This window comes from Rugosimonospora acidiphila, assembly GCF_039543385.1.
In the GTDB taxonomy this organism is placed as follows: Bacteria; Actinomycetota; Actinomycetes; order Mycobacteriales; family Micromonosporaceae; genus Rugosimonospora; species Rugosimonospora acidiphila.
This window is the reverse complement of sequence record NZ_BAABJQ010000035.1, coordinates 1-22720: the sequence shown is the minus strand read 5'-3', so window position 1 is coordinate 22720 and position 22720 is coordinate 1. Positions and strand designations below refer to the sequence as shown.

Annotated in this window: 25 protein-coding genes and 1 riboswitch; of the genes, 3 read left to right on the top strand and 22 right to left on the bottom strand. The window is 73.7% G+C overall.

What is annotated here, in order from left to right; genetic code table 11:
- Positions 1-13 precede the first annotated feature (13 nt).
- The 11 genes from pheT to ABEA87_RS36515 all read right to left on the bottom strand — a co-directional run bounded on the left by pheT (position 14) and on the right by ABEA87_RS36515 (position 9945).
- On the bottom strand, positions 14-2557 hold the full coding sequence (gene pheT / locus ABEA87_RS36565; RefSeq protein ID WP_345637674.1) for a phenylalanine--tRNA ligase subunit beta: 2544 nt from the start codon (positions 2555-2557) through the stop codon (positions 14-16).
- Between the two features lie 4 nt (positions 2558-2561).
- Positions 2562-3623, bottom strand: coding sequence for a phenylalanine--tRNA ligase subunit alpha (gene pheS / locus ABEA87_RS36560; RefSeq protein ID WP_345637673.1), 1062 nt, complete (start codon positions 3621-3623; stop codon positions 2562-2564).
- Between the two features lie 113 nt (positions 3624-3736).
- Positions 3737-4636, bottom strand: a complete 900-nt coding sequence (locus ABEA87_RS36555; protein ID WP_345637672.1) for a TrmH family RNA methyltransferase — start codon at positions 4634-4636, stop codon at positions 3737-3739.
- A 5-nt stretch (positions 4637-4641) separates the two neighbouring features.
- Positions 4642-5043 carry a 50S ribosomal protein L20 gene (rplT, locus tag ABEA87_RS36550; RefSeq protein WP_345637671.1) on the bottom strand — a complete coding sequence of 134 codons (402 nt, stop codon included), beginning with the start codon at positions 5041-5043 and terminating at the stop codon, positions 4642-4644.
- 30 nt (positions 5044-5073) lie between these two features.
- Positions 5074-5268, bottom strand: a complete 195-nt coding sequence (gene rpmI, locus ABEA87_RS36545) for a 50S ribosomal protein L35 (RefSeq protein ID WP_345637669.1) — start codon at positions 5266-5268, stop codon at positions 5074-5076.
- A 70-nt stretch (positions 5269-5338) separates the two neighbouring features.
- The gene (gene infC, locus ABEA87_RS36540) at positions 5339-5947 is read right to left on the bottom strand and encodes a translation initiation factor IF-3 (RefSeq protein WP_345637667.1); all 609 of its coding nucleotides are present in this window, start codon (positions 5945-5947) and stop codon (positions 5339-5341) included.
- 590 nt (positions 5948-6537) lie between these two features.
- The gene (locus ABEA87_RS36535) at positions 6538-7017 is read right to left on the bottom strand and encodes a PH domain-containing protein (RefSeq protein WP_345637665.1); all 480 of its coding nucleotides are present in this window, start codon (positions 7015-7017) and stop codon (positions 6538-6540) included.
- Positions 7018-7064: 47 nt separating this feature from the next.
- Positions 7065-7910 (bottom strand): ATP phosphoribosyltransferase, encoded by an 846-nt coding sequence (gene hisG / locus ABEA87_RS36530; RefSeq protein ID WP_345637663.1) that lies wholly within the window; start codon positions 7908-7910, stop codon positions 7065-7067.
- A gap of 45 nt (positions 7911-7955) precedes the next feature.
- Positions 7956-8219 (bottom strand): phosphoribosyl-ATP diphosphatase, encoded by a 264-nt coding sequence (locus ABEA87_RS36525; RefSeq protein WP_425571021.1) that lies wholly within the window; start codon positions 8217-8219, stop codon positions 7956-7958.
- Between the two features lie 104 nt (positions 8220-8323).
- On the bottom strand, positions 8324-9382 hold the full coding sequence (locus tag ABEA87_RS36520; RefSeq protein WP_345637661.1) for a GerMN domain-containing protein: 1059 nt from the start codon (positions 9380-9382) through the stop codon (positions 8324-8326).
- On the bottom strand, positions 9379-9945 hold the full coding sequence (locus ABEA87_RS36515; protein ID WP_345637659.1) for a SigE family RNA polymerase sigma factor: 567 nt from the start codon (positions 9943-9945) through the stop codon (positions 9379-9381). Before ABEA87_RS36515 ends, ABEA87_RS36520 begins: the two co-directional genes overlap by 4 nt.
- Before the next feature lie 66 nt (positions 9946-10011).
- Between ABEA87_RS36515 and ABEA87_RS36510 the strand changes: the two genes are divergently transcribed.
- The 3 genes from ABEA87_RS36510 to ABEA87_RS36500 are packed head-to-tail and all read left to right on the top strand — an operon-like array spanning position 10012 to position 11638.
- A complete protein-coding gene (locus ABEA87_RS36510; RefSeq protein ID WP_345637658.1) occupies positions 10012-10632 on the top strand; it encodes a nucleotidyltransferase family protein in 621 nt (206 codons plus the stop codon).
- Positions 10629-10880, top strand: coding sequence for a hypothetical protein (locus tag ABEA87_RS36505; protein WP_345637656.1), 252 nt, complete (start codon positions 10629-10631; stop codon positions 10878-10880). Before ABEA87_RS36510 ends, ABEA87_RS36505 begins: the two co-directional genes overlap by 4 nt.
- Positions 10877-11638, top strand: a complete 762-nt coding sequence (locus ABEA87_RS36500; RefSeq protein ID WP_345637654.1) for a metallophosphoesterase family protein — start codon at positions 10877-10879, stop codon at positions 11636-11638. Before ABEA87_RS36505 ends, ABEA87_RS36500 begins: the two co-directional genes overlap by 4 nt.
- 96 nt (positions 11639-11734) lie before the next feature.
- Here the strand turns inward: ABEA87_RS36500 and ABEA87_RS36495 are convergent, their stop codons facing one another.
- The 11 genes from ABEA87_RS36495 to ABEA87_RS36445 form a co-directional block, all read right to left on the bottom strand.
- The gene (locus ABEA87_RS36495) at positions 11735-12070 is read right to left on the bottom strand and encodes an STAS domain-containing protein (RefSeq protein ID WP_345637652.1); all 336 of its coding nucleotides are present in this window, start codon (positions 12068-12070) and stop codon (positions 11735-11737) included.
- A gap of 241 nt (positions 12071-12311) precedes the next feature.
- Complete coding sequence (gene ribH, locus ABEA87_RS36490) at positions 12312-12782, bottom strand: 6,7-dimethyl-8-ribityllumazine synthase (protein WP_345637650.1); 471 nt, start codon at positions 12780-12782, stop codon at positions 12312-12314.
- A 55-nt stretch (positions 12783-12837) separates the two neighbouring features.
- Complete coding sequence (locus ABEA87_RS36485) at positions 12838-14073, bottom strand: bifunctional 3,4-dihydroxy-2-butanone-4-phosphate synthase/GTP cyclohydrolase II (RefSeq protein WP_345637647.1); 1236 nt, start codon at positions 14071-14073, stop codon at positions 12838-12840.
- Positions 14070-14666, bottom strand: coding sequence for a riboflavin synthase (locus ABEA87_RS36480; protein ID WP_345637645.1), 597 nt, complete (start codon positions 14664-14666; stop codon positions 14070-14072). The genes ABEA87_RS36485 and ABEA87_RS36480 overlap by 4 nt, the downstream gene beginning before the upstream one ends.
- A 1-nt stretch (position 14667) precedes the next feature.
- Positions 14668-15687 carry a bifunctional diaminohydroxyphosphoribosylaminopyrimidine deaminase/5-amino-6-(5-phosphoribosylamino)uracil reductase RibD gene (ribD, locus tag ABEA87_RS36475; protein ID WP_345637773.1) on the bottom strand — a complete coding sequence of 340 codons (1020 nt, stop codon included), beginning with the start codon at positions 15685-15687 and terminating at the stop codon, positions 14668-14670.
- A 168-nt stretch (positions 15688-15855) separates the two neighbouring features.
- A riboswitch (FMN riboswitch) is annotated at positions 15856-16009 on the bottom strand.
- Positions 16010-16143: 134 nt separating this feature from the next.
- On the bottom strand, positions 16144-17100 hold the full coding sequence (locus ABEA87_RS36470) for a response regulator (protein WP_345637643.1): 957 nt from the start codon (positions 17098-17100) through the stop codon (positions 16144-16146).
- Positions 17097-17762: a ribulose-phosphate 3-epimerase gene (rpe, locus tag ABEA87_RS36465; RefSeq protein ID WP_345637641.1), complete on the bottom strand. Its 666-nt coding sequence runs from the start codon at positions 17760-17762 to the stop codon at positions 17097-17099. The genes ABEA87_RS36470 and rpe overlap by 4 nt, the downstream gene beginning before the upstream one ends.
- Positions 17763-17870: 108 nt before the next feature.
- On the bottom strand, positions 17871-19529 hold the full coding sequence (locus ABEA87_RS36460) for an RsmB/NOP family class I SAM-dependent RNA methyltransferase (RefSeq protein ID WP_425571019.1): 1659 nt from the start codon (positions 19527-19529) through the stop codon (positions 17871-17873).
- Positions 19526-20461 (bottom strand): methionyl-tRNA formyltransferase, encoded by a 936-nt coding sequence (fmt, locus tag ABEA87_RS36455; RefSeq protein ID WP_345637639.1) that lies wholly within the window; start codon positions 20459-20461, stop codon positions 19526-19528. The genes ABEA87_RS36460 and fmt overlap by 4 nt, the downstream gene beginning before the upstream one ends.
- Positions 20461-21009: a peptide deformylase gene (gene def / locus ABEA87_RS36450; RefSeq protein WP_345637637.1), complete on the bottom strand. Its 549-nt coding sequence runs from the start codon at positions 21007-21009 to the stop codon at positions 20461-20463. Before def ends, fmt begins: the two co-directional genes overlap by 1 nt.
- Positions 21010-21145: 136 nt before the next feature.
- Positions 21146-22720: primosome assembly protein PriA (locus ABEA87_RS36445; RefSeq protein WP_345637635.1), on the bottom strand; the 1575-nt coding region annotated here is incomplete at its 5' end.

Genomic DNA, 22720 nt, shown 5'->3' with positions numbered 1-22720 from the left:
CGCAGGCGTACGGCTACGCGCCGCGCAGCACCGCACCGACCCGGCGCGCCGCCTCGGCCACCGCCGCGTCCCGTGCCGCCACTGCCTCGTCGCCGGTGAGCGTGCGGTCCGGCGCCCGGAACGTCAGCTTGTACGCCAGCGACTTGCGCCCCTCGCCGAGCTGCTCGGAGGAGTACACGTCGAACAGCCGTACCGTCTCCAGCAGCGGCCCGGCCCCGGTGACCAGCGCGTCCTGTACGGCGGCGGCCGGCGTCGTCGCGTCCACCACCACCGCCACGTCGATCAGGGCCGGCGGGTAGGTGGAGAAGTCCGGCGCCGCCACGATTCCGGGCAGCGGCAGGGCGTCGAGGTCCAACTCCATCGCGGCGCTGCCCCGGGGCAGCTCGAACGCCTCGCACACCGCCGGGTGCAGTTCACCCGCGTACCCGACCACGGTCTCGGGCTCGCCCGCCTGGCCGGCCAGCACGAACTCGGCGCACCGGCCCGGGTGCCACGGCGCCCGCTGGGCCGCCCGCACCGTGACCCGCGCGCCCGCCGCGTCCACGGTGGTCCGGGCCGCCTCGATGGCGTCGGCCCAGGACGCCGTGCGCCCGGCACCCCACCAGCCGGCCCGCTCGACGTCGCCGACCAGCACCGCGGCCACGTGCCACGGCTGGTGCGGGATCGCCGCCTCGGTCGCGGCCAGGTCGGACTCGGACGGGCGACCGTCCACGCCCATCGCCGGTGCGGCGGGCTGGTCCGGCCGGCGCAGGAACACCGTGCCCAGCTCGAACAGGGCCACGTCGCGCTGGCCCCGGCCCAGGTTGCGCCGGACCGTGCCGAGCAGCGGGGGCAGCAGCGTGGTGCGCAGCAGCGGCTCCTCGTCCGACAGTGGGTTGGCCAGCCGCACGGCGGCCCGGCGCGAATCATCGTCGGGCAGCCCGAGCGCGTCCAGCGCGCCCGCCGCCACGAACGGGTAGGACAGGGCCTCCACGAACCCGGCCTCGGCCAGCGCCCGGCCGACGGTGCGGCGGCGGCGCTGGGTGGGGGTCAGTCCGTTGCCGGCCGGCGCCGCCGGCAGCACGCTCTCGATCTTGTTGTACCCGTCGAGCCGGACGACCTCCTCGACCAGGTCGGCCGGCTGCAGCAGGTCGGGCCGCCAGGTGGGCGGGGTGACCACCAGGGCCGGCACCGCCGCGGGGCCCGGCTCGGCCGGCTGGCCGGGCGAGACCGCGCAGCCAACCTCCTGCAGCAGCTGCGCCACCCGCTGTTCCGGGTACGCGATGCCGGCCACGCGGCCCGGCAGCGACGAGGGCATGACGATCGGCCGGGGCGCCACCACGTGATCGAGGTCCAGCACGCCCGGCTCCGGCCGGCCGCCGCCGAACTCGGTCATCAGCGTCACGGCGCGCTGCAGGGCCACCAGCGGCAGCTGCGGGTCGACACCCCGCTCCCAGCGCTTGGCCGCCTCCGACAGCAGCCGGTGCCGGCGAGCGGTGCGGGAGACCATGACCGGGTCCCAGTGCGCCGCCTCGAACAGCACGTCGACCGAGTCCGGCTGCATCTCGCTGTTCTCGCCGCCCATCACGGCGGCCAGCGACACCGGCAGGCCCGCGCCCGGCGCGAGCGGGTTGTCCAACCCGGTGTCGCAGATGACCATGTCTTCGCCGTCCAGCTCGCGGTCCACGCCGTCCAGCGTGGTCAGCCGCTCACCCGCGCGGGCCCGACGCACCAGCAGCGGCCCGGCCAGCCGGTTCGGGTCGAACGCGTGCATCGGCTGACCCAGTTCGAGCATCACGTAGTTGGTGATGTCCACGGCCAGCGAGATCGAGCGGATGCCGGCCACCGACAGCCGCTGCTTCATCCACTGTGGAGCCTGCGCCGCCGGGTCGATGCCGCGCACCATCCGGACGGCGAACCGGTCGCAGCCGACCGGGTCGTCGACGGTGATCGGGTACGGCGAGGGCTCGGTGGCGCCCGGCGCGTCGATGCGCGCCGGGTCGCGCAGCGGCACCCCGAACGCGTGCGACAGCTCGCGGGCGATGCCGCGCGCCGAGTGGCAGTACCCGCGGTCGGGCGTGATCTCCAGCTCGACCACGATGTCGTCCAGCCCGACCACTGGCCGGGCGTCGTCGCCGGGGTGCAGCCGCTCCGACGGCGGGATCACCATGATGCCGGCGTGATCGTCGCCGAGGCCCAGCTCGCGCACTGAGCAGATCATGCCGTCCGAGACCTTGCCGTACGTCTTGCGCGCGGCGATGGCGAAGTCGCCCGGCAGCACCGCGCCCGGCAGCGCGACGACGACCGTCTCGCCCTCGGCTACGTTGGGGGCGCCGCACACGATCCCGCGCGGCTCGGCCTCGCCGACGTCCACCTGGCAGTACCTGATCGGCTTCTTGAACCCGGTCAGCAGCTCCGCCGAGAGCACCCGGCCGAGCACCAGCGGACCGGTCACGGTGGTGCGCAGGTCGACGATCTCCTCGACCTCCAGCCCCATGCCCACGAGCGCCCGCTCCAGCGCGTCCGGCTCCACCGGTACGTCGACGTACTCGCGAAGCCAGGAAATCGCGATCCGCACCGGATCAGCCCTCCATTCCGAACGGGCGGGCGAAGCGGACGTCGCCCTCCACCATGTCGTGCATGTCGCCGATCCCGTTGCGGAACATCAGCGTGCGCTCGATGCCCATGCCGAAGGCGAACCCGGAGTACTCGTCCGGGTCGATGCCGCACGCGCGCAGCACCCGCGGATTGACCATCCCGCAGCCGCCCCACTCGACCCAGCGCGGCCCGTCGCGGTGCTCCGGGAACCACACGTCGAACTCGGCCGACGGCTCCGTGAACGGGAAGTAGTGCGGGCGCCAGCGGGTGCGCGCCTCGGGGCCGAACATGGCGCGGGCGAAGTGGTCCAGCGTGCCGCGCAGGTGGGCCATGGTGATGCCCTTGTCGACCACCAGGCCCTCGACCTGGTGGAACACCGGGGTGTGGGTCGCGTCCAGTTCGTCGGTGCGGTAGGTCCGGCCGGGCACCACTATGTAGATGGGCAGCGGCCGGGTCAGCATCGACCGCGCCTGCACCGGCGAGGTATGGGTGCGCAGCACCAGCCCCGGCACGTCCACGAAGAAGGTGTCCATCGTCCCGCGTGCCGGGTGGTCCGGCGCGATGTTCAGCGCGTCGAAGTTGTACCACTCGGCCTCGAGCTCGGGGCCCTCGGCGATCTCGTACCCCATCCCGATGAACAGGTCGCCGATCCGCTCCATCATCGTGGTCAGCGGATGCCGGGCACCGCGGGGCCGGCGGTCACCGGGCAGCGTGACGTCCACCGCCTCCTCGGCCAGCACCCGCCGTTCCTGCTCGGCGGCGAGCACCGCCCGCCGGGCGTCGTGCGCGGCCTGGACGGCCGCCCGAGCGGCGTTGACCCGGGCGCCCGCGTCGGCCTTGGCGGCCGGCGGCAGCGCGCCGATTTCCCGGCGGGCCAACGAGACCGGGGCGCGGTCGCCGAGGTGGGCCGGGCGCAGCGCGGTGAGCGCGTCCAGGTCCGCCGCCTCGGCGAAGGCCTTCTCCGCGCCGGCTACGGCATCGTCCAGCGCCGACTGATCCAGCAGCGCGGCCCGCTTGGGGTCGTAGGGGTCGTTGCGGTACGCCATGGTTTCTCGTCTCCCGAACCAGACAACTGCGTCAGCTTACGGATGCTCCGCAGCCCGCGGGTGCGGGAGGGTAGCCGGGTCAGCCCAGCCGCCCGCCGACACCGGCGGGCTGGCTAAATGAGCGACTGGTCTGGGTCGTCGCGCGGCGCCGGACGCGCCAAGCCAGACTGGTCGTGATCACTCTCGGACTCCCGTGCCTCACGGCCGCCGATGGCGGCCAACGCTCTCGCTGAAGCGTACAGGCAGACCGCGGCGGCTGCCGCGAGGTTGAGGCTCTCCGCCCGGCCATGGATCGGCACCCGTACCCGGGCGTCCGCGGCCTCGGCCAGGTCGGCCGGCAGCCCGTGCGCCTCCGAGCCGAACATCCACGCCACCGGCCGGTCCAGCCCGCCGCCCTCGGCCAGTTCGTCCAGGTCGGTCTCGCCGTACGCGTCGGCCGCCAGTACCGGCAGCCCGGCGGCCCGGATCGCGGCCACCACCGAGTCCGGCTCCCGGTGCCGCACCACGTCGACGTGGAACAGGCTGCCCACCGACGCGCGCACGCACTTGCCGTTGTACGGGTCGACCGCGTCCCCGGCGAAGACCACCGCACCGGCCCCGGCCGCGTCCGCGGTGCGCAGCACCGTACCGGCGTTGCCCGGGTCCCGGATGCCGGCCAGCACCGCCATGAGCCCCGGCCCGCGTCCGAGCGCGTCGGGCAGCGGCACGTCCACGAACTCGCAGACCGCCACCAGCCCCTGGGGCGCGACGGTCTCCGCCAACGCCGCCAGGGCGTCGTCCGTGACCGGGGACACCCGGCCCGACCGGGCCACCAGCTCGGGGTGCCGGTCCAGCGCCTGTGGGGTGCCGAACAGCTCGACGATCCGGGGTGCCTCGCCGATCGCCTGCGGCCCCTCGGCGAGGAAGCACCCGGCCGCCTCCCGGTCCCGGCGGCGCTGCAGGCGGCGAGCAGCAACGACCCGGGGCGTCCGCGTCGTGAACGGATCGGCCCCGGGTCGGTACGGTGTGGTCAAGCGACTCAGGCGGCCAGCCCGTCCGTGTCGGACGGCCCGCCGGTCCCGGCGGCGACGACGGCCGCACGAGCCACCTCGACGATGCCGGCGAACGCGGCCTCGTCGGTCACCGCGAGATCGGCGAGGATCTTGCGGTCCACCTCGATGCCGGCCAGCTTGAGGCCCTGGATGAGGCGGTTGTAAGTCATGCCGTTGGCGCGGGCCGCGGCGTTGATCCGGGTGATCCACAGCTGGCGGAAATCGCCCTTGCGGTCGCGCCGGTCCCGGTACGCGTACTGCATCGAGTGGAGCATCTGCTCCTTGGCCTTGCGGTACAGCCGGGAGCGCTGCCCCCGGTACCCGCTGGCACCCTCCAGGACGGTACGGCGCTTCTTCTGGGCGTTGACAGCCCGCTTCACGCGTGCCACGTCAGTGTCTCCTCTTTGTCCGGGCGCGCGTCAGCGGCCGAGCAGCTTCTTGATCCGCTTGGTGTCGACCTTGCTGACCTCAACCGTGCCGGTCAGCGCGCGGGTCTTGTGAGACGACTTCTTCTCCAGGTTGTGCCGCAGGCCCGTCTGCTGGACCACGATCTTCCCGGAGCCGGTCACCTTGGCCCGCTTACCCATGCCGGTGTGGCTCTTCATCTTCGGCATCTGAACGTCTTCCTCCCGATTCGGGCCGCGTGGTACCGCGATGGCACCCGCCAGCGACCCGTGCCTGTACCTACTCTTCGGCCGCGTTCGGTTCCGGCGCGAGCGCGGCCAGGTCCACCTCGGCCACGTCGATATCGTCACGCTCCTTGGTCGCCACGCCGCGCGCGGTGGCGGCGGCGGCCTTCGTGGCCCGGTGCGGGGCGATTACCATGATCATGTTACGGCCGTCCTGCTTCGGTGCGGCCTCGACAAATCCCAGCTCAGCGATCTCCGAGGAGAGCCGGTCGAGCAGGCGGCGACCGAGTTCCGGGCGGCTCTGCTCACGACCGCGGAACATGATCGTCACCTTGACCTTGTCGCCCGCCTTGAGGAACCGCACGACGTGACCCTTCTTGGTCTCGTAGTCGTGCGGGTCGATCTTGGGGCGGAGCTTCATCTCCTTGATGACGGTCTGCTGCTGGTTACGCTTGGCCTCGCGCGCCTTGAGCGCGCTCTCGTACTTGAACTTGCCGAAGTCCATGAGCTTGCACACCGGCGGGCGCGCCATGGGCGCGACCTCAACCAGGTCCAGGTCCACGTCGGCGGCCAACTGAAGGGCGCGCTCCAGGGGGACGATGCCCACCTGCTCGCCCTCAGGGCCGACCAGCCGGACCTCACGAGCCCGGATCTGCTCGTTCACGCGTGGTTCGACGCTGATGGGGCCTCCTTAGTCAGTTTCTTTTCCCCACGACCGACCCCAACACGAAGGCCCCGGCGAATATGCCAGGGCCCGCTCGACCGGTCACACGCCCCACGCCGGGGACGCTACGCCCGCGACGGCGGCGTCACGAACGACGCCGCTACGAGCGTTGACCGGACCCGGCAGCCGTAGCCACTCGGGTGGGAGCGGGTGCTCCGCTTGAGGCACCGTGAAGATCACGGTGGGTCGACCCACCAACTGTACCAGCATGTGGGCCCCCCGGGCGAACGCGCCGCCTGGGCAGATTAGAGGGCAACCGGAGGCAGGCCGCTCGTGACGATCAACCTTGAGCTGCCGGCGGCGCTACCCATGACCGCGAGGTCGTCTCGCCGGAGTCGAAGGAGCGGGATCGAGCGAACAAACCCCTGGAGTGCGCCGCCGCTGGCATCCCCGAGTTCCGGCTGGTCGAGGAGGACGAGCAGGATCCGGACGACGCCGCGATCAACATCTTCCGGCTCATCCTCGGTCCCACCGGTCAGGCATATGCCCTGCGGCGGCGGGTCGGCCTGGCGGCCCTGAAAGACGAGTAGCTACTCGGCCACCGGGGCGGCGTCGGCGGTGGCCTGGTGGGCGGCCAGCAGGCTGCGCAGCGCCCGCACCGCGGCCAGCGCGTACGCCTTGTCCGCCGCCTGGACCGCCATCACCGAGACCACCTCGTCGTCGGCCAGCTCCAGGCTGGCCCACGGGGCGCCGTGGCCGAACTGCACCGACCGGACCACGTCCCAGGACAGCTCGTACCCGCCGATCAGGTTGCGCACCCGGATCCCGCGCGCGTCGGCTTCCATCCTGGGCCGGGTCAGCGTCAGCAGCCCGGCCGCGGCCAGGATGCCCAGGACGATCAGGGCAACCTGGTCGCTGGGCTGGAAGACACCGGTGCCGCTGTCGGTCTTGCCGTGCAGTCCCACGCCGACGGCCGTGAAGATCACAACTACCGCCACGGCCGACACCCGGGCGATCGTCGTCGCCCGGCGGGGCCGGGCCCGGACCATCTGCAGGACCGCTTCGCTCATGTCTGATCAGTCTGCCACCGGCGCCCAGCGCGGCGCATGCGCCCCCGTCACAATCGGCAGGCGTGCACGTCCGTGACCAGGATCGCGCGGGCTCCGAGGTCGTACAGCTCGTCCATGGTCCGGTGTACCCCGCTGCGGGCGACCATCGCCTGGACCGCCACCCAGCCCTGCCGGTGCAGCGGCGACACGGTGGGCGACTCGATGCCGGGGGTCAGCGCGCTGGCCTCCTCCAGCAGCTCGACCCGCACGTCGTAGGCGAGCATCACGTACCTGCGGGCCACCAGTACGCCCTGCAGCCGGCGCAGCAGCTGGCCGACCGGCCCGGTGCCGGAGGCGCCGGCGCGGCGCACCAGGACCGCGGTGGACTCCAGGATCGGCTTGCCGATCGGGGTCAGCCCGGCCTGGCGCAGCGTCTTGCCGGTCTCCACGACGTCGGCGATGGCGTCGGCCACGCCGAGCCGGACCGCGTTCTCGACGGCGCCGTCGAGCCGGACCACCTGCGCCGACATGCCCAGCTCCGTCAGGTGCCGGGTGACCACGCCCGGGTACGCGGTGGCGATCCGCCGGCCGGCCAGCTCGCTGACGTCCTTCATGGTGTCCACCGGGGCGGCGAACCGGAACGTGGCCGGCGCGAAGCCGAGGTCGAGGACCTCCTCGGCCTCGCTGCCCGAGTCCACGAGCAGGTCGCGGCCGGTGATGCCGAGGTCCAGATCACCGGAGCCGACGTAGGTGGCGATGTCCCGGGGGCGCAGGTAGAAGAACTCGACGTCGTTGTCGGAGTCGCGGCAGATCAGGTCCCGATCGTCGGTGCGTTGGCTGTAACCGGCCTCACGCAGCATGTCGGCGGCCGGGCGGGACAGGGTGCCCTTGTTGGGCACGGCGATGCGAAGCATGGACAGAACACCTCTTTGGGGGAAGTCGTGACCGGACCGGGGCGGTCAGAGATGTCGGTACACGTCCTCCAGCTTCAGATCGAGGGCGAGCATGAGCACCTGGGCCTGGTAGAGCAGCTGGGAGATCTCCTCGGCGGCCCGCTCGGGGCCCTCATGCTCGGCGGCCATCCAGGATTCGGCCGCCTCTTCGACGACCTTCTTGCCGATGGAGTGCACGCCGCGGGCCAGCGCCTCGACGGTGGACGATCCGGGCGTACCCGCTGCGGCCTTGGCCGACAGTTCGGCGTACAGCCCCTCGAAGGTCTTCACGGTGGTCCATTGTCCCAGGCCGGCACGGAGGGTGGCGAGCCCGGGGCGGGCCGGCGGCACATGCTGAGACGCCCCGCGATGCCCGCCGGCGCCCGGCCGCCTGATCAGCCCACCGTGAACCGGTGGTCGTCGGGCCACTGCTCGCCGCCGCCCCGCGCCGGGGCCACGTACCCCTCGACCGTGTACCCCCCACTGGGCAGGTCATCGATGGCCACGCTGGCCGTGCCGACCTGCGGTGCCGCCGCGCTCAGCCGGACGGTTCGATCGATGATCACCGCACCGGCCGCACCCAGCACGCGCAGCCGCATGGTCGCCCCTGGCACGATCCCGGCCAGGTTGACCGTGAAGCTGTGCCCCTGGACCGTGCCCTGCTGCGGGTCGATCACCCAGACCGGGGCGAGCACCTCCGCCGCCGGCCCCCGGCGCAGCGGCTGGGCGGGCAGTGGCGTACCCCACAGCGAGGTCGCCGGGCGCCCGTCCAGGAGCAGCCGGACGCCGGACAGGCCGGTGGCCTGGCCGGGCAGCACGCTGGTCGCGGTGGCGGTCCAGACCAGCTGCTGGACCGCCATCCGGGCGGTCGCCGGATCCGCGTCGCCGGTCCCGGCGCCGGTGAGGTCGACGCTGGCCGTGGCGCCGTCGACGGTGACCGCGCCGACCCGGGCGCCACCCGGCCACGGGCTGCGGTAGTCCGGATCGGCGGCCGGCAGGCCGAACATCGCGCCGAGCGCGGCCTCGATCCGCCGCGCGGCCGACGGGCCGGCGACCGGGATCTGGTGGTACTCGCGGTAGAGCCGGCCGCCGACGCCCGACGGGCCGAGGTAGTACACGGGCAGGTTGGCGGTGGGCACCGGCCGCCCCGGGTGGGCCGCCCCGGCCGGGTTCGGCGGTCGCGTTCCGCCCGGCCGGGGCAGGGCGCCGCCGAGCCCGGCGAGGATCGCGGCGACCACTGCCGCGGCCGTCGCGGCCACCGCGCCCACCCGCAGCGGACCCGGCCGCCACACCCACCGGCGGGCCCGCCGGCGCCGGACGCTCCCCCTGATGCGCCCCAGCGCGTCCGGCGACACCCCGACGGTCTCCGCCTCGCCGGCCAGCGCCCGGCGCAGCAGTTCCTCGGTCCCGGCGGTGTCGGGGGCCCCGGCGGATCCGGACTTCCTCACGGTCATGACCCCGGCTCCAGGATCTGGCGCAGGGCGGCGAGCCCCCGCGCGGCGTGGCTCTTCACTGCGCCCCGGCTGATGCCCATCGCCTCGGCGATGTCGGCCTCGGACAAGTCCGCGTAGTAGCGCAGCACCAGTGCCTCCCGCTGCCGGGTGGGCAGGCCGCGCAGCGCGTTGATCACAACCGCGTGGTCGAAGGCGGTGATCGTCTGGCTCTCCGCGCTCGGCGCGTCCGGCAGCGCCGTGAGGCTGTCGGTGTACCGGCGGGCCACCACCCGCCGACGCAGTGCCGACCGGGCCCCGTTGATGACGCTGGTCCGCAGGTAACCGAGCGCCCGGTCCGGCTCGCGCAGGGTCCGCCACCGCTCGTGGAGCCGGATGTACGCGTCCTGGACGACCTCCTCGGCCAGGCCCGGGTCGCCGAGCAGCAGCGCCGCCAGCCGCACCAGCTGCCGGTAGTGGCTGGCGAACAGCCGCGTGAGGGCCTCGTCGGCGGTCCACCTCTCGGCCCGCGCCGGCACCGCCATCAGGTCACCGTCCAGGGTCGCTGACCCCAGTGTCGCGCTCACGCCAGTACCACGCGCAACCCCGTGCCGTGGTTTACCGGCTGCCCCCGGATGGGTAAGCCGTCCGCTATGGCCAACGGGACCGATGAGGATCTCACTCTCACCATGAAGCGGGTGGGATGCGTGCTTAAGCAGGCCGGCATCCCGTTTGCCCTCGCCGGCGGCTTCGCGGCGTACGCGCATGGGGGCACGTCCAGTGATCATGACGTGGACTTCCTGCTGCGCAGCCAGGACGCGGACCGGGCACTGGAGACGCTCGCCGCGGCGGGCTTCGAGATCGAGCGCCCACCCGAGGACTGGCTGGTCAAGGTGTATGACGAGGGCCGGCTGGTGGATTTGATCTACCGGCCGGTGGAGCAGCCGGTCACCGACGAGACGCTCGCCGACACCAGCCCCATCTCGATCAACGCCATCCAGCTGCCGGTGATCTCGGCGACCCTGCTGATGGAGCACAAGCTGCTGGCCTTCAGCCAGCAGTACTGCGACCTGGCCAAGGCCCTGCCGCTGGCCCGCTCGCTGCGGGAGCAGATCGACTGGCCCCGGGTGCGGCGGAACACCGCCCACTCCCCGTTCGCCCAGATCTTTCTGATCCTGCTCGATCGCCTCGGGGTGGTACCACTGGCCGACACGATGCCGGCCGGCACCGACCTGGCCAAGATGGAGCTTTTCCTGGAGGGGGTGACGGCGTGACTGCTTCCGGGGACGCGTATGTGGAGGCCGCCGTGCAGCGGCTGCTGACGGAGGACCCCGACCTGTCCGAGCAGGGGCTGACGCTGCGCCAGGGCGAGGGCAACCTGCTGGTGCAGGGGGAGGTCGAGAGCGCCGACCGCCGGGAGGCGATCCTTCGGCGGTTGACCGAAAAGTTCCCGGACCTCCGCGTCCAGTGCGACATTGGGGTGACCCGGACACAGGCTCCGGTCGACGCGGAGGAGCTTTGATGGTCCGGATCGCCGCGGTCGGGGACGTCCACATCGATCAGGACGTTGTCGGCAGGTACCGCCCCGCCCTGGAGCGGCTGCCCGAATGCGCCGACATCCTGCTGCTGGCCGGCGACCTGACCCGGCACGGTACGGCGGCCGAGGCGGCCTGCGTGGCGCAGGAGTTCGGCGAGCTGGGGGTGCCCATCATCGCGGTGCTGGGCAACCACGACTACCACTGCGACGAGGTGCCGGCGGTGACCTCGATCCTGCGCGACGCCGGGATCCTCGTGCTGGAGTGCGAGTCCGCGACGGTGAACATCGGCGGCGTCCGGCTCGGCGTGGTCGGCGCGAAGGGCTTCGGTGGCGGCTTCGCCGGCCGGTGCGCCAGCGAGTTCGGCGAGCCGGAGATGAAGGCGTTCATCCGCACCACCTGCGACGTGGCCGACCGGCTCGGCGAGCAGCTGCGCCAGGTGTCCGAGTGCGACCTGCTGGTGGCGTTGACCCACTACTCGCCGGTACCGGACACCCTGGCCGGCGAGCCGCTGGAGATCTACCCGTTCCTGGGCTCGTACCTGCTGGGCCAGGCCATCGACTCGGCACCCACCAACCTCGCCCTGCACGGCCACGCGCACGCCGGCACCGAGCGCGGCCTCACCCCGGGCGGGGTACGGGTGCGCAACGTCGCCCACCCCGTGATCAAGCAGGCGTACAGCGTGTACCACCTGAACCCGCAGGAATCCACCGATCAGCGACGGGAGCCCGCGCCGGCCGCCTGACCGTCCGCCGCCGGGCCTGTAACGGTCGTTGGGTCAGTGACGTCGGCCGGGCCAGTGACGCGAGCCGGGCCAGTGACGTCAGCCGGGCCAGTGACGTCAGCCGCCGGTGGCGGCGCGCACCGGGATGATCCGGTCGACCCCGCTGATCCGCAGCACCTCGCGCACCGTCTTGCGTGGCGCGTACGCCACCAGCCGGCCCTGCCCCGCCGCGGCCCGCCGGTACAGCCAGACCAGCGCGCCGACCCCGGTCGAGTCGCAGAACGACAGGCCCGACAGGTCGAGGACCACCTCCTGGCCGCCGCCGCAGGCCGGGCCCACCGTGGTCTTCAGCAAATCCACAGTGGACAAGTCGAGGTAACCAGTCAGCCGGAACAGCGCCGATTCCTCGGCGGCCATCCGCTCGACGCGCAGACCCTCGGAGTCGTCGGTCATGTCGGGTCTCCCGCTTCACGGTGAACGCCGGGCCGGCTGTCCCGATGGAAAGGGCCGCGGGACGCTGTCGACGGACACTGTACCGCCGCCCCAGGAGACCGGGCAGTCCCGGCCCGCGACGTGCCGATCCGCCGGCGCCACCCGAGCCCGGCCGGGGCGTGGCGGCCCGATGGCCCGCGACGGCCGAACCGGCCCGGGAATTCGCGGGTGCCTCCGGGCCGGCCGGCGCGGAGCGACGCGGTCAGTCCAGCTTCGCCAGCGTCAGCGCCGCGTCGAGCGCGGCCACGGTCGCCGACCAGCCCTTGTCCTCGGTCGAGTCGGGCAGCCCGGCCCGCTGCAACGCCTGGTCGACGGTGTCCACCGTCAGCACGCCCTGCGCCACCGGCGTCGACTCGTCCAGCGCCACCCGGGTCAGCCCGTCGGTCACCGACTGGCACACGTACTCGAAGTGCGCCGTGTCGCCCCGGATCACCACGCCGAGGGCCACCACCGCATCGGTGCGGCGAGCCAGCGCCTGCGCCACCACCGGCAGCTCCACCGAGCCGGACACCCGGGCCACGGTCACGTCCGTGACGCCGCACGCCTTGGCGGCGGCCAGCGCCCGCTGCAGCAGCTGCTCGGTGATCTCGTGGTGCCACCGGGTGGCGACCACCCCGAGTCTCAACCCCGAGCCGTCCACAGTGGACAAATCGGGGGTGCCGAAGCCGGCCATCCGTCTTTCCCTTCCCTTTCCGGGGCCCGGATCCCGGGCCCCCGCGCTCCGGCCGTCAGGCCTCGGCCATGTCGTCGAGCTGGTCGAGCAGGTGGCCCATCCGGTCCCGCTTGGTGCGAAGGTACCGGACGTTCTCCGGGTGCGGCTGCACCGGAAGCGGTACCCGGCCGACCACCTCCAGCCCGTACCCCTGCAGCCCGGCCCGCTTGGCCGGGTTGTTGGTCAGCAGCCGCATCGTGCGCACCCCGAGGTCGTAGAGGATCTGCGCGCCGGTGCCGTAGTCCCGCGCGTCGGCCGGCAGGCCCAGCAGCAGGTTCGCGTCCACCGTGTCGCTGCCGGCGTCCTGCAGCTCGTAGGCGCGCAGCTTGGACAGCAGCCCGATGCCCCGGCCCTCGTGTCCGCGCATGTACAGCACCACGCCGCGGCCCTCCTCGGCCACCCGGCGCAGCGCCGCCTGCAGCTGTGGCCCGCAGTCGCAGCGCTGGGAGCCGAACACGTCACCGGTCAGGCATTCGGAGTGCACCCGGACCAGCACGTCCTGCCCGTCGCTGACGTCGCCGTAGACCAGCGCGATCTGCTCGGCTCCGTCCACCGTGGCCCGGTACCCGTACGCGGTGAACTGCCCGTACTCGGTGGGCAGCCGTACCGTGGCCACGCGCTCCACCTGCTGCTCGGTGCGCCGCCGGTACGCGATGAGGTCGGCGATCGAGATCAGGGTCAGCTCGTGCTCCTTGGCGAACAGGGTCAGCTCCGGCAGCCGCATCATCGTGCCGTCGTCGTTGACCAGCTCGCACAGCACGCCGGCCGGTCGCAGGCCGGCCAGCTGCGCCAGGTCGATGGCGGCCTCGGTGTGCCCGGGCCGGCGCAGCACCCCGCCGGCCTTGGCCCGCAGCGGCACCACGTGTCCCGGCCGGGACAGCTGGACCGCCGAGGTCGCCGGGTCGGCCAGCAGCCGGATGGTGTGCGCCCGGTCGGCGGCGGAGATGCCGGTGGTCACGCCGTCACGGGCGTCGACCGTGACCGTGTAGGCGGTGCCCCGCGGATCCTGGTTGACCCGGTACATCGGCGGCAGTTCCAGCCGGTCCGCGTCCGACTCGGTCAGCGGCGCGCAGATGAAGCCCGAGGTGTACCGAACCGTGAAGGCCAGCAGCTCCGGGGTGGCCAGCTCGGCCGCGAAGATCAGGTCGCCCTCGTTCTCCCGGTCGGCGTCGTCGACGACCACGACCGGGCGGCCGGCCGCGATGTCCTTGATTGCCTGCTCGATCGTGTCGAAGGTTCCCGGCTCGGTCATGACTCCCGCTCCCCCACCAGCTTCTCGACGTACTTGGCGATCACATCGACTTCCAGATTCACCGGGTCACCGACGCCCTTGGTACCCAGCGTCGTCAGGTTCAACGTGGTCGGGATCAGGCTGACCGCGAAGTCACGCTCGGAGACCGACGTGACGGTCAGCGAGACGCCGTCCACCGTGATCGAGCCCTTCTCCACCACATACCGGGCCAGCTCGGCAGGCAGCGAGACGGTGACGATCTCCCATTCCCGGCCGGACTGCCGGAACAGGATCTCGCCCACCCCGTCCACGTGCCCCTGCACCAGGTGCCCGCCCAGCCGGGTGGACAGCGTCGCGGCCCGCTCCAGGTTCACCCGGTCGTCGGGGGTCAGCCCGCCCAGCGATGAGCGGTCCAGCGTCTCCTTCATCACGTCCGCGGTGAACGTGCCGTCGGCCGTCTCCACCACGGTCAGGCACACGCCGTTGACGGCTATCGAGTCGCCGTGGCTCGCGTCGGCGGTGACCAGCGGCCCCCGAACGGTCAAGCGGGCCGCGTCACCGAGGTCGGTGACTCCGACGACGTTGCCCAACTCCTCCACGATGCCGGTGAACATGTCAGCTCCTCCTCCGGGGGACAGCGGTGATCCGCAGGTCCGGTCCCATCCGGGTAACGTCGGTGAGTTCGAGATCGATGGCGGCCGAGATCGTGGTCACGCCGGCCGGTCCGCTGGCCGCCAGTCCCTCGCCGAGCAGCTTGGGCGCGACGTACCCGACGACCTCGTCGACCAGCCCCGCGGCCAGGAACGCCCCGGCCAGCGTGGGGCCGCCCTCGATCAGTGCGGCGCGCACCCCGCGCGTGTACAACGCGGCGAGCAGCTTCTCCAGGTCGACCCGGCCGTCGGCCCCGGCGCCGACCTCGGCGGCGGTGGCGATCCAGGTGGGCGCGGCATCGTCGAGCACCCGGGCACCCGGCGGGGTACGGCCGGCCGCGTCCACCACCACCCGCAGCGGCGCCCGGTGCAGCCCCGGTACCCGGACGGTCAGCGCCGGGTCGTCGGCCAGCACGGTACCGATGCCGGCGATGATCGCGTCCATCTCGCCGCGCAGCGCGTGCACGTCCGCCCGCGCCCGCTCGGAGGTGATCCACTTGCTGGTACCGTCGGCCGCCGCCGACCGCCCGTCCAGGGTGGCGGCGTACTTCCAGATCACGTAGGGGTGGCCCCGCCGCACGGCGGTGCGCCAGTACCGCGACAGGTGCCCGGCCCGCTGCTCGCCCAGCCCCCGCGCGATGTCGACGCCGGCGCCGCGCAGCGTGTCGGCGCCCCCGGCGGCCAGCGGATTGGGGTCGGCGACCGCGTACACCACCCGCGTCACCCCGGCGGCGATCAGCGCCTGAGTGCACGGGCCGGTGCGCCCGGTGTGGTCGCAGGGTTCGAGGGTCACCACCGCGGTGCCGCCCCGGGCCCGGTCTCCGGCGGCGGTCAGCGCCGCCACCTCGGCGTGCGGCCCACCGGCCGGGGCGGTCCGGCCCTCGCCGGCCACCGTGCCGTCGGCTGCCAGGATCACCGCGCCGACGCTCGGGTTCGGGCTGGTCGAGCCGAGCCCCCGCGCGGCAAGGTCCAGGGCGCGGTCCATCGCGTCCCGTTCTGCCGGGCTGAACTCGGTCACCGCCGGGCCCCCTTTCGTCGCGGTGCGCGGCGGGGGCATGACGACCGGCGGGCAGGGGTGGCGACGCGCCACCCGACGGGGCGACGCCCGGACACTGCCGGACGGGCCCGGGAACGCCGTGGTGGCGCTCCGCCCGCGCGCTGTCTCCCATCCGGACTTTGACCGTCGGCCCCGGAGTCTCACCAGGTCCACCGCTCGACACGAGGTCGATCGGGTCGCGGGCTTACCGGGGCCGCAAGGCCGCCGGATCACCGCCGGTTCGGAATTTCACCGAGTCCCGCCAGCGCGTGGTGGGTACGTGGTTCGAGTCTTGCACGCCGGTGCCCGCAGCGTGCCCCGCAGGCGACGCGCATCACACCACTGGGGGCATGGCGGGGCTCACCCGCTGCACGGATAGGGGTCGGCGGTCGACCCGGAGGCGGTTCAGCGTTCGGTGCGCCGGTCCACCGCGACGTACGAGCCGGGCTGCGTCTTGGCCACCGTCTTCATCTCCGAGGCCGCCGCCACCACCTCGCGGGGGTCGGCGTAGGGATGGTTGGTCGACAGCGCCACCCCGATGGAGATCGTCACCAGCCGGGCCCGCTTTACTTCGCCCTTTTTGTCGGTGAGCTCCAGGTATCCGCGCTCGGAGTCCACCGGGTCGTAGAGCTTGTCCGCCGTGCTCTCGAAGTCGGTCACCGCGCGCTCGGTCAGCGGGCGGATCTGGTCGGGGGTGCACACGATCACGAAGTCGTCGCCGCCGATGTGGCCGAGGAACGCCGGGGGCAGCCCGACCTCCATCACCGCGCGCTGCACCGAACGGGCCAGCGCGGAGATGAACTCGTCGCCGCGGGCGAAGCCGTACGCGTCGTTGACGCTCTTGAACCGGTCGATGTCGACGTGGCACACCGCGTAGTCCGAGCCGCCGCGCACCCGGTCGGAGATCTCCCGCAGGATGCGGGTGTTGCCGGGCAGCCCGGTCAGCGGCGAGACCTCGCGGTACTCCTGGTTGCGCCGCAGGATGGAGTTGACCCGGGCCACCAGTTCCAGCGTGTCGAACGGCTTGACCAGGTAATCGTCGGCCCCGGCGGTCAGCCCGAGCACCTTGTCCACGGTCAGCCCGCGCGCGGTCAGCATGATGATCGGCATCGACGAGGTCAGCGGGTTGGCCCGCAGCCGGCGGGTCAGCTCCAGCCCGTCGACCTTGGGCATCATCAGGTCCACGATCGCCAGGTCCGGCGAGCCGCCCGCGACCAGGTCCAGCGCCTCGGCGCCGTCCCGGGCCACCAGCACGTCGAAGCCCTGCAGCTGCAGGTTCACCTCAACGAACCGGGCGATGTCGAGGTCGTCGTCGACGACCAGAATCTGATGCTTGCGCGCCTCGTCCGACGGGGCGGTCACCTGCCGGCCGCCTGGCGCAACGCCCGCACCGCGGCGGCCGGGTCGGCGGAGGCGTAGACGGCGGTACCGGCGACGAACGCGTCCGCGCCCGCCTCGGCCGCCGCCTCGATGGTGTCCCGGGCGATCCCGCCGTCCACTTCGATGCGCAGCTCCAGGTGGCCGGCGTCGACCTGGCGGCGGGCGGCGCGCACCTTGTCCAGCAGCTCGGGCATGAACGCCTGGCCGCCGAAGCCCGCCTTGATCGTCATGATCAGCAGGGTGTCGAAGTGGGGCAGCAGCTCCAGGTACGGCTCGACCGGCGTGTCCCGGTCGATCGCCAGGCCGGCCCGGCTACCCGCGGCGCGCAGGTTCTTGGCCAGCGCGACCGGGTCGTCGGCGGCCTCGACGTGGAAGGTGACGTTGTACGCGCCGGCCTCGGCGTACCCGATCGACCAGCGCTCCGGCTGCTCGATCATGAGGTGCACGTCGAACGGCAGGGTGGAGGTCTTGATCAGGCTCTGCACGACCGGCAGCCCGATGGTGAGGTTGGGGACGAAGTGGTTGTCCATCACGTCCACGTGCAGCCAGTCGGCCGCGCCCTCGACGGCTCTGGCCTCCTCGGCCAGGCGGGCGAAGTCGGCGGCGAGGATGCTGGGGGCGATGATCGGTGGCGGCACGCTCACCTCGCCAGTGTATTGGCTGCTCCTCGCCGACATCGGACTAGGAGTCCGTCGCCCGCCGGTCAGATTCGGGTATGGTTTCGCCCCGATCAGCCGGTCCGGCGCACCCGATCAGCCGGTCCGGCGCAGCAGGGCGATGAACATCGCGTCGGTACCGTGCCGGTGCGGCCACAGCTGCACGGTCGGCCCCGTACCCAGGCCCGGCATGCTCACCGATCCGGCGGCCACCCCCGACCGGGCGTCGAGCAGCTCCACCGGGTGGGGGCTGCGGCGGGCCGACTCGGTGACCGTCACCTGGGTCTCCACGATGTGCGGCGAGCACGTGACGTACCCCACGACCCCGCCCGGGCGCACCGCGCGGATGGCGGCGGTCAGTAGCTCCCGCTGCAGCCGGGTCAGCGGCGGCAGGTCGCTGGGGGTACGGCGCCAGCGCGCCTCCGGCCGCCGGCGCAGCGCGCCGAGCCCGGAGCACGGCGCGTCCACCAGCACCCGGTCGAAACCGGCCTCGGGGAGATCCGGACCGCCCACGTCCCGGCCATCGGCGCACAGCACGGTCACCGGCAGCCCCCGGGTCGCCTTCTCCACCAGCTCGGCCCGGTGCGGCGCCACCTCGACCGCGGTCAGCCGGGCGCCACGCAGCGCCGCCAGCGAACCGAGCAGCGCGGCCTTACCGCCCGGGCCGGCGCACAGGTCCAGCCAGCGGGTGTCCTCGCCGACCACCTCGGCGTCGGCGAGGGCGAGGGCGGCCAGCTGCGAACCCTCGTCCTGCACGTGCGCCCGGCCCTCGCGCACGGCGGCCAGCTCGCTGGGCGCCCCGCCGTCCAGGTACACCGCGTACGGCGAGAAGGCACCGGGCGCGCCGCCCACCTCGTCGGCCAGCTCGACCGCGTCGACCAGGCCGGGACGGGCGCACAGGTGCACCGCCGCCGGGTAGTTGTCCTCGACCAGCAGCGCCTCGGTCTCCTCCTGGTCGCCGCCGAGCGTCTCCTCGAATGCCCGCACAATCCACTGCGGGTGGCTGTGAGTGAGCGCCAGGTAGCCGACCGGGTCGGCGTCGCGGGCCGGGGCAAGGTCGGCCAGCCACTCGTCGCGGGTACGGCCGCCGATCTGGCGCAGCACCGCGTTGGCGAAACCGGTCGCGCCCGGGCCGTCCGCCGAGCGCAGCAGGTCCACGGTGGTCGACACCGCGGCGTGCGCCGGCACCCGGGTGTGCAGCAGCTGGTACGCGCCCAGCCGCAGGGCGTCGCGGGCCGGCGGGTCGATCCGGTCCACCTCCCGGCCGGCGGCCGCCGCGACGATGGCGTCCAGGGTGCCCATGGCGCGCAGGGTGCCGTAGGTCAGCTCGGTGGCGAACGCCGCGTCCCGGCCGTGCACCCCGAACTCCCGCAGGATCTGTGGGAGCACCAGGTTGGCGTACGCGCCGTCGCGGTTCACGGCCGCGATCGCCTGGTACGCCGCCTGCCGGGCCGGGTCACCGCCGCGGGCCACCGCCCGATGCGCCCGATCCGCCCCGACCTGCCGGGCCGATCTCCGGTCCCCGGAGAATCCGCGATCCCCGGAGGATCCGCGATCCCCGGTCGATCCGCGCTCCTGGCGCGGGCCACGGTCCCGGGCCGCGCCGGACTCCCAGCGCCGTCCGCGCTCCCGGTCCCCCGAGTCCCGGTTCCCCGCGTCCCGGTCTCCCGAGTCCCGCTCCACAGCGCCCGCCCTTCCCGTGTTCCGCTCCACCGCGCCCGTCCTTCCCCCGTCCGAACTCACCCCGGCGCTCATCCGAGCCGCTCGCCGGGCTCCGGACGCACACCACGCGCCCAGTCGGTCGCCGCCATGGCGCGCTTGCCGGCCGCCCGCACCTCGCCCAGCGCCACCGGCCCGGTACCGGTGCCGATCAGCACCCGCGACCGCTGCGCCTCGATCTGCCCGGGCGCCAGCGGCGCGGTGCCCGGCACCGGCGTCACGGGCGTCACCGGGCCGAGCTTGACGCGCTCGCCCCGGAACGTGCTCCAGGCCCCGGGCGCCGGGGTGCTGGCCCGCACCCGCCGGTCCACCCCGAACGCCGGCTCCGCCCAGCGCACCTCGGCGTCCTCCACGGTCAGCTTGGGCGCGAGCGAGACCCCGTCGGCCGGCTGCGCCACCGCGCTCAACGTGCCCGCCTCGATGCCGTCCAGGACCTCCACGAGCAGCCGGGCACCCGCGCCGGACAGCCGGTCGAGCAGGTCGCCGGACGTGTCGGTGGGGTTGATCGGCTCGGTCAGGGTGCCGAACACCGGGCCGGTGTCGAGGCCGGCCTCCAACTGGAAGACGCTGGCCCCGGTCACCTCGTCGCCGTGCAGCACCGAGTACTGGACCGGCGCCGCCCCGCGCCAGGCCGGCAGCAGCGAGAAGTGCAGATTCACCCAGCCGTGCCGGGGAATCGACAGCGCGGCCGGCGGCACCAGCGCGCCGTAGGCGACCACGGGTACGCAGTCCGGGGCGATCTCCTCCAGCCTCGCCAGGAACTCCGGCTCCCTGGGCCGCTGCGGGGTCAGCACCTCGATGCCCCGCTCGTCGGCCCAGGCGCCCACGGGCGACCGCACCAGCCGCCGGCCCCGCCCCGCCGGGGCGTCGGGCCTCGTGAGCACCGCGACCAACTGGTGGTCCGAGGCGGCGATGGCGTCCAGCGCCGGCACCGCGACGGCCGGGGTACCGGCGAAGACCAGGCGCATCAGCCGGCCTGCCCGCTCGCGGGCGCGTGCGGACTGACCTTGATCGTCATGCCGGCCTCGTACCAGTCCGTGGCGCGGATCGCCTTCATCGCCTCTTTGCGGGCCTTCGCGTCCAGGCGGTCGATGAACAGCACTCCGTCGAGGTGGTCGGTCTCGTGCTGGGCGCAGCGCGCCATCATGCCCGAACCGACGATCTGCACCGGGTCGCCGTACTCGTTGAAGCCCTTGGCCACCACGTTCATCCGGCGCTTGGTGTCCACGTAGACGCCCGGGATCGACAGGCAGCCCTCCTGGCCGTCCTGTTCCTCCTCGTCCGGGAACTCCAGCACCGGATTGACCAGATGCCCGACCACGTCGTCGACGTCGAAGGCGAACACCCTCAGGCCGACCCCCAACTGCGGCGCGGCCAGGCCGGCGCCCTCCTGGTCGCGCATGGTGTCGACCAGGTCGGCGACCAGCTTGCGCAGCTCCTTGTCGAAATCCACCACCGGGTCGGCCGGGCTGCGCAGCACGGGATCACCGAACAGACGGATCGGCGTGACGGTCACGGGCCTACTCTCCTCGGGCGGTCGGATCCTGGCGGCCGGTCGCAGGACAACTGTTCCAGTCTACGGAGTACGCACGGTTCGCCCACCGCCGCCAGGGCTGGAGCGGGCCGGCGAGTGGTTGGCGGGGGCAGCGGCCCTAGAGCAACTCCAGCGGGTCGACCTGCACCCGGACCGGATCGGGTGCCTTCCGGGCGCTGCGTACCCCGGCCGCCTCGCGCAGCGCCGAGGCCAGCGCGGCACCGCCCGACCGGGTGGTACGCAGCAGCATCCGCTCCTGCCCGTCCCCGGCCGGTACCGGCCCGAGCGGCTGCACCCCGTCCGGCAGGTGCGCGGCGGCCAGCAGGTCGGCGACGGAGTCCGGGGTTCCGGTCAGCGACGCCATCCGTACCGCCGGCGGAAAGCCCAGCTCCCGCCGCTCGGCCAGCTCACGGGCGGCCAGCCAGCCCGGGTCGAACCTGATCAACGCCTGTACCGGCGACAGCCCGCCGTCCGCGACCACCACCACCCGGCCGCCGGCCACGCCCGGGCGGGCCAGCGCCGCCGCCGCCAGCCACCGGCGCAGCGCCTCCTCGCCGGCCCGCAGGTCGGCCCGGGTGAGCAGCGCCCAGGTGTCCAGCAGCAGCACCGCGCCGTACCCCGCCCCGTCCGGTACCGGCTCCGCGCCCGGCGTGGCGACCGCCAGCCCCGGTTCGTCCGGGACCGTGGCCAGCACCCCGTCCCGGCCGGACGTCCAGACCGGTACCCCCGCGAAGGCGCGGCCCAACTCCTCGGCGGTACGGCGGGCACCAACGACCGCGGCGCGCAGCCGGCGCGCGCCGCACACCGGGCAGGCGTACCCGGCCGCGGCCCGGCCGCACCAGCGGCACACCGCGGTGCTCGCGGAGCCGGACAGCGACAGCGGCCCCCGGCAGTGCGGACAGCGCGCCGGGGTGCGGCACTGGGCGCACGCGACCGCCGGCAGGTAGCCGCGGCGGGGCACCTGCACGAGCACCGGCGCACCGGCCGCCAACGCGTCCCGGGCCGCCCGCCAGGCCAGTGTGGGCAGCCGGGCGGCGACCTGGTCACGGAGATCGTCACTGGTCGCGTGGACGGCCGGCGCCCGCCGCCGGAGCGTGTCGCGGGCGGCCTCGATCGGCCTGGCCCACCCGGTCTCCAGCAGCTGCTGCGCCTCGGCGCTGCGCGCGTACCCGCCCACCAGCACGGCCGCCGAGGCCAGCTGCGCCCTGGTCAACAGCACTTCGCGGGCGTGCGGGTAGGGGGCGCGCGGCTCGGCGTGCAGGTCGTCGCCGTCGTCCCAGATCGCCACCAGCCCCAGGTCGGCGGCAGGCGCGAAGACCACGGCCCGGGTACCGATGACGGCGCGGACCCGGCCGCGCCGCACCGCCAGGAACCGCCGGTACCGCTCGGCCGGCCCGACCGCGGCGGACAGCGCCACGTGCCGGTCCGGCCCCAGACACTCGCGGAGCGCGGCGTCCAGCCGGTCCAGGTCCCGGGCGTCGGCGACGGCCACCACGACACCGCGCCCACTGTGCAGGGTGGCGGCGACCGCCTCCGCCAGGCGGGCCGGCCAGTTCTCGCCGGGCAGCGCGGTCCACACCGCGCGGGGTGCCCGGCCGTCGGCCAGGGCGGTGAGGAACCCGGGCCCGTTGGGGTAGTCCCGCCAGCGCGTCGGGTCGAAGTCGACCGGTGCACCCGCCGGCCCGGCACCCAT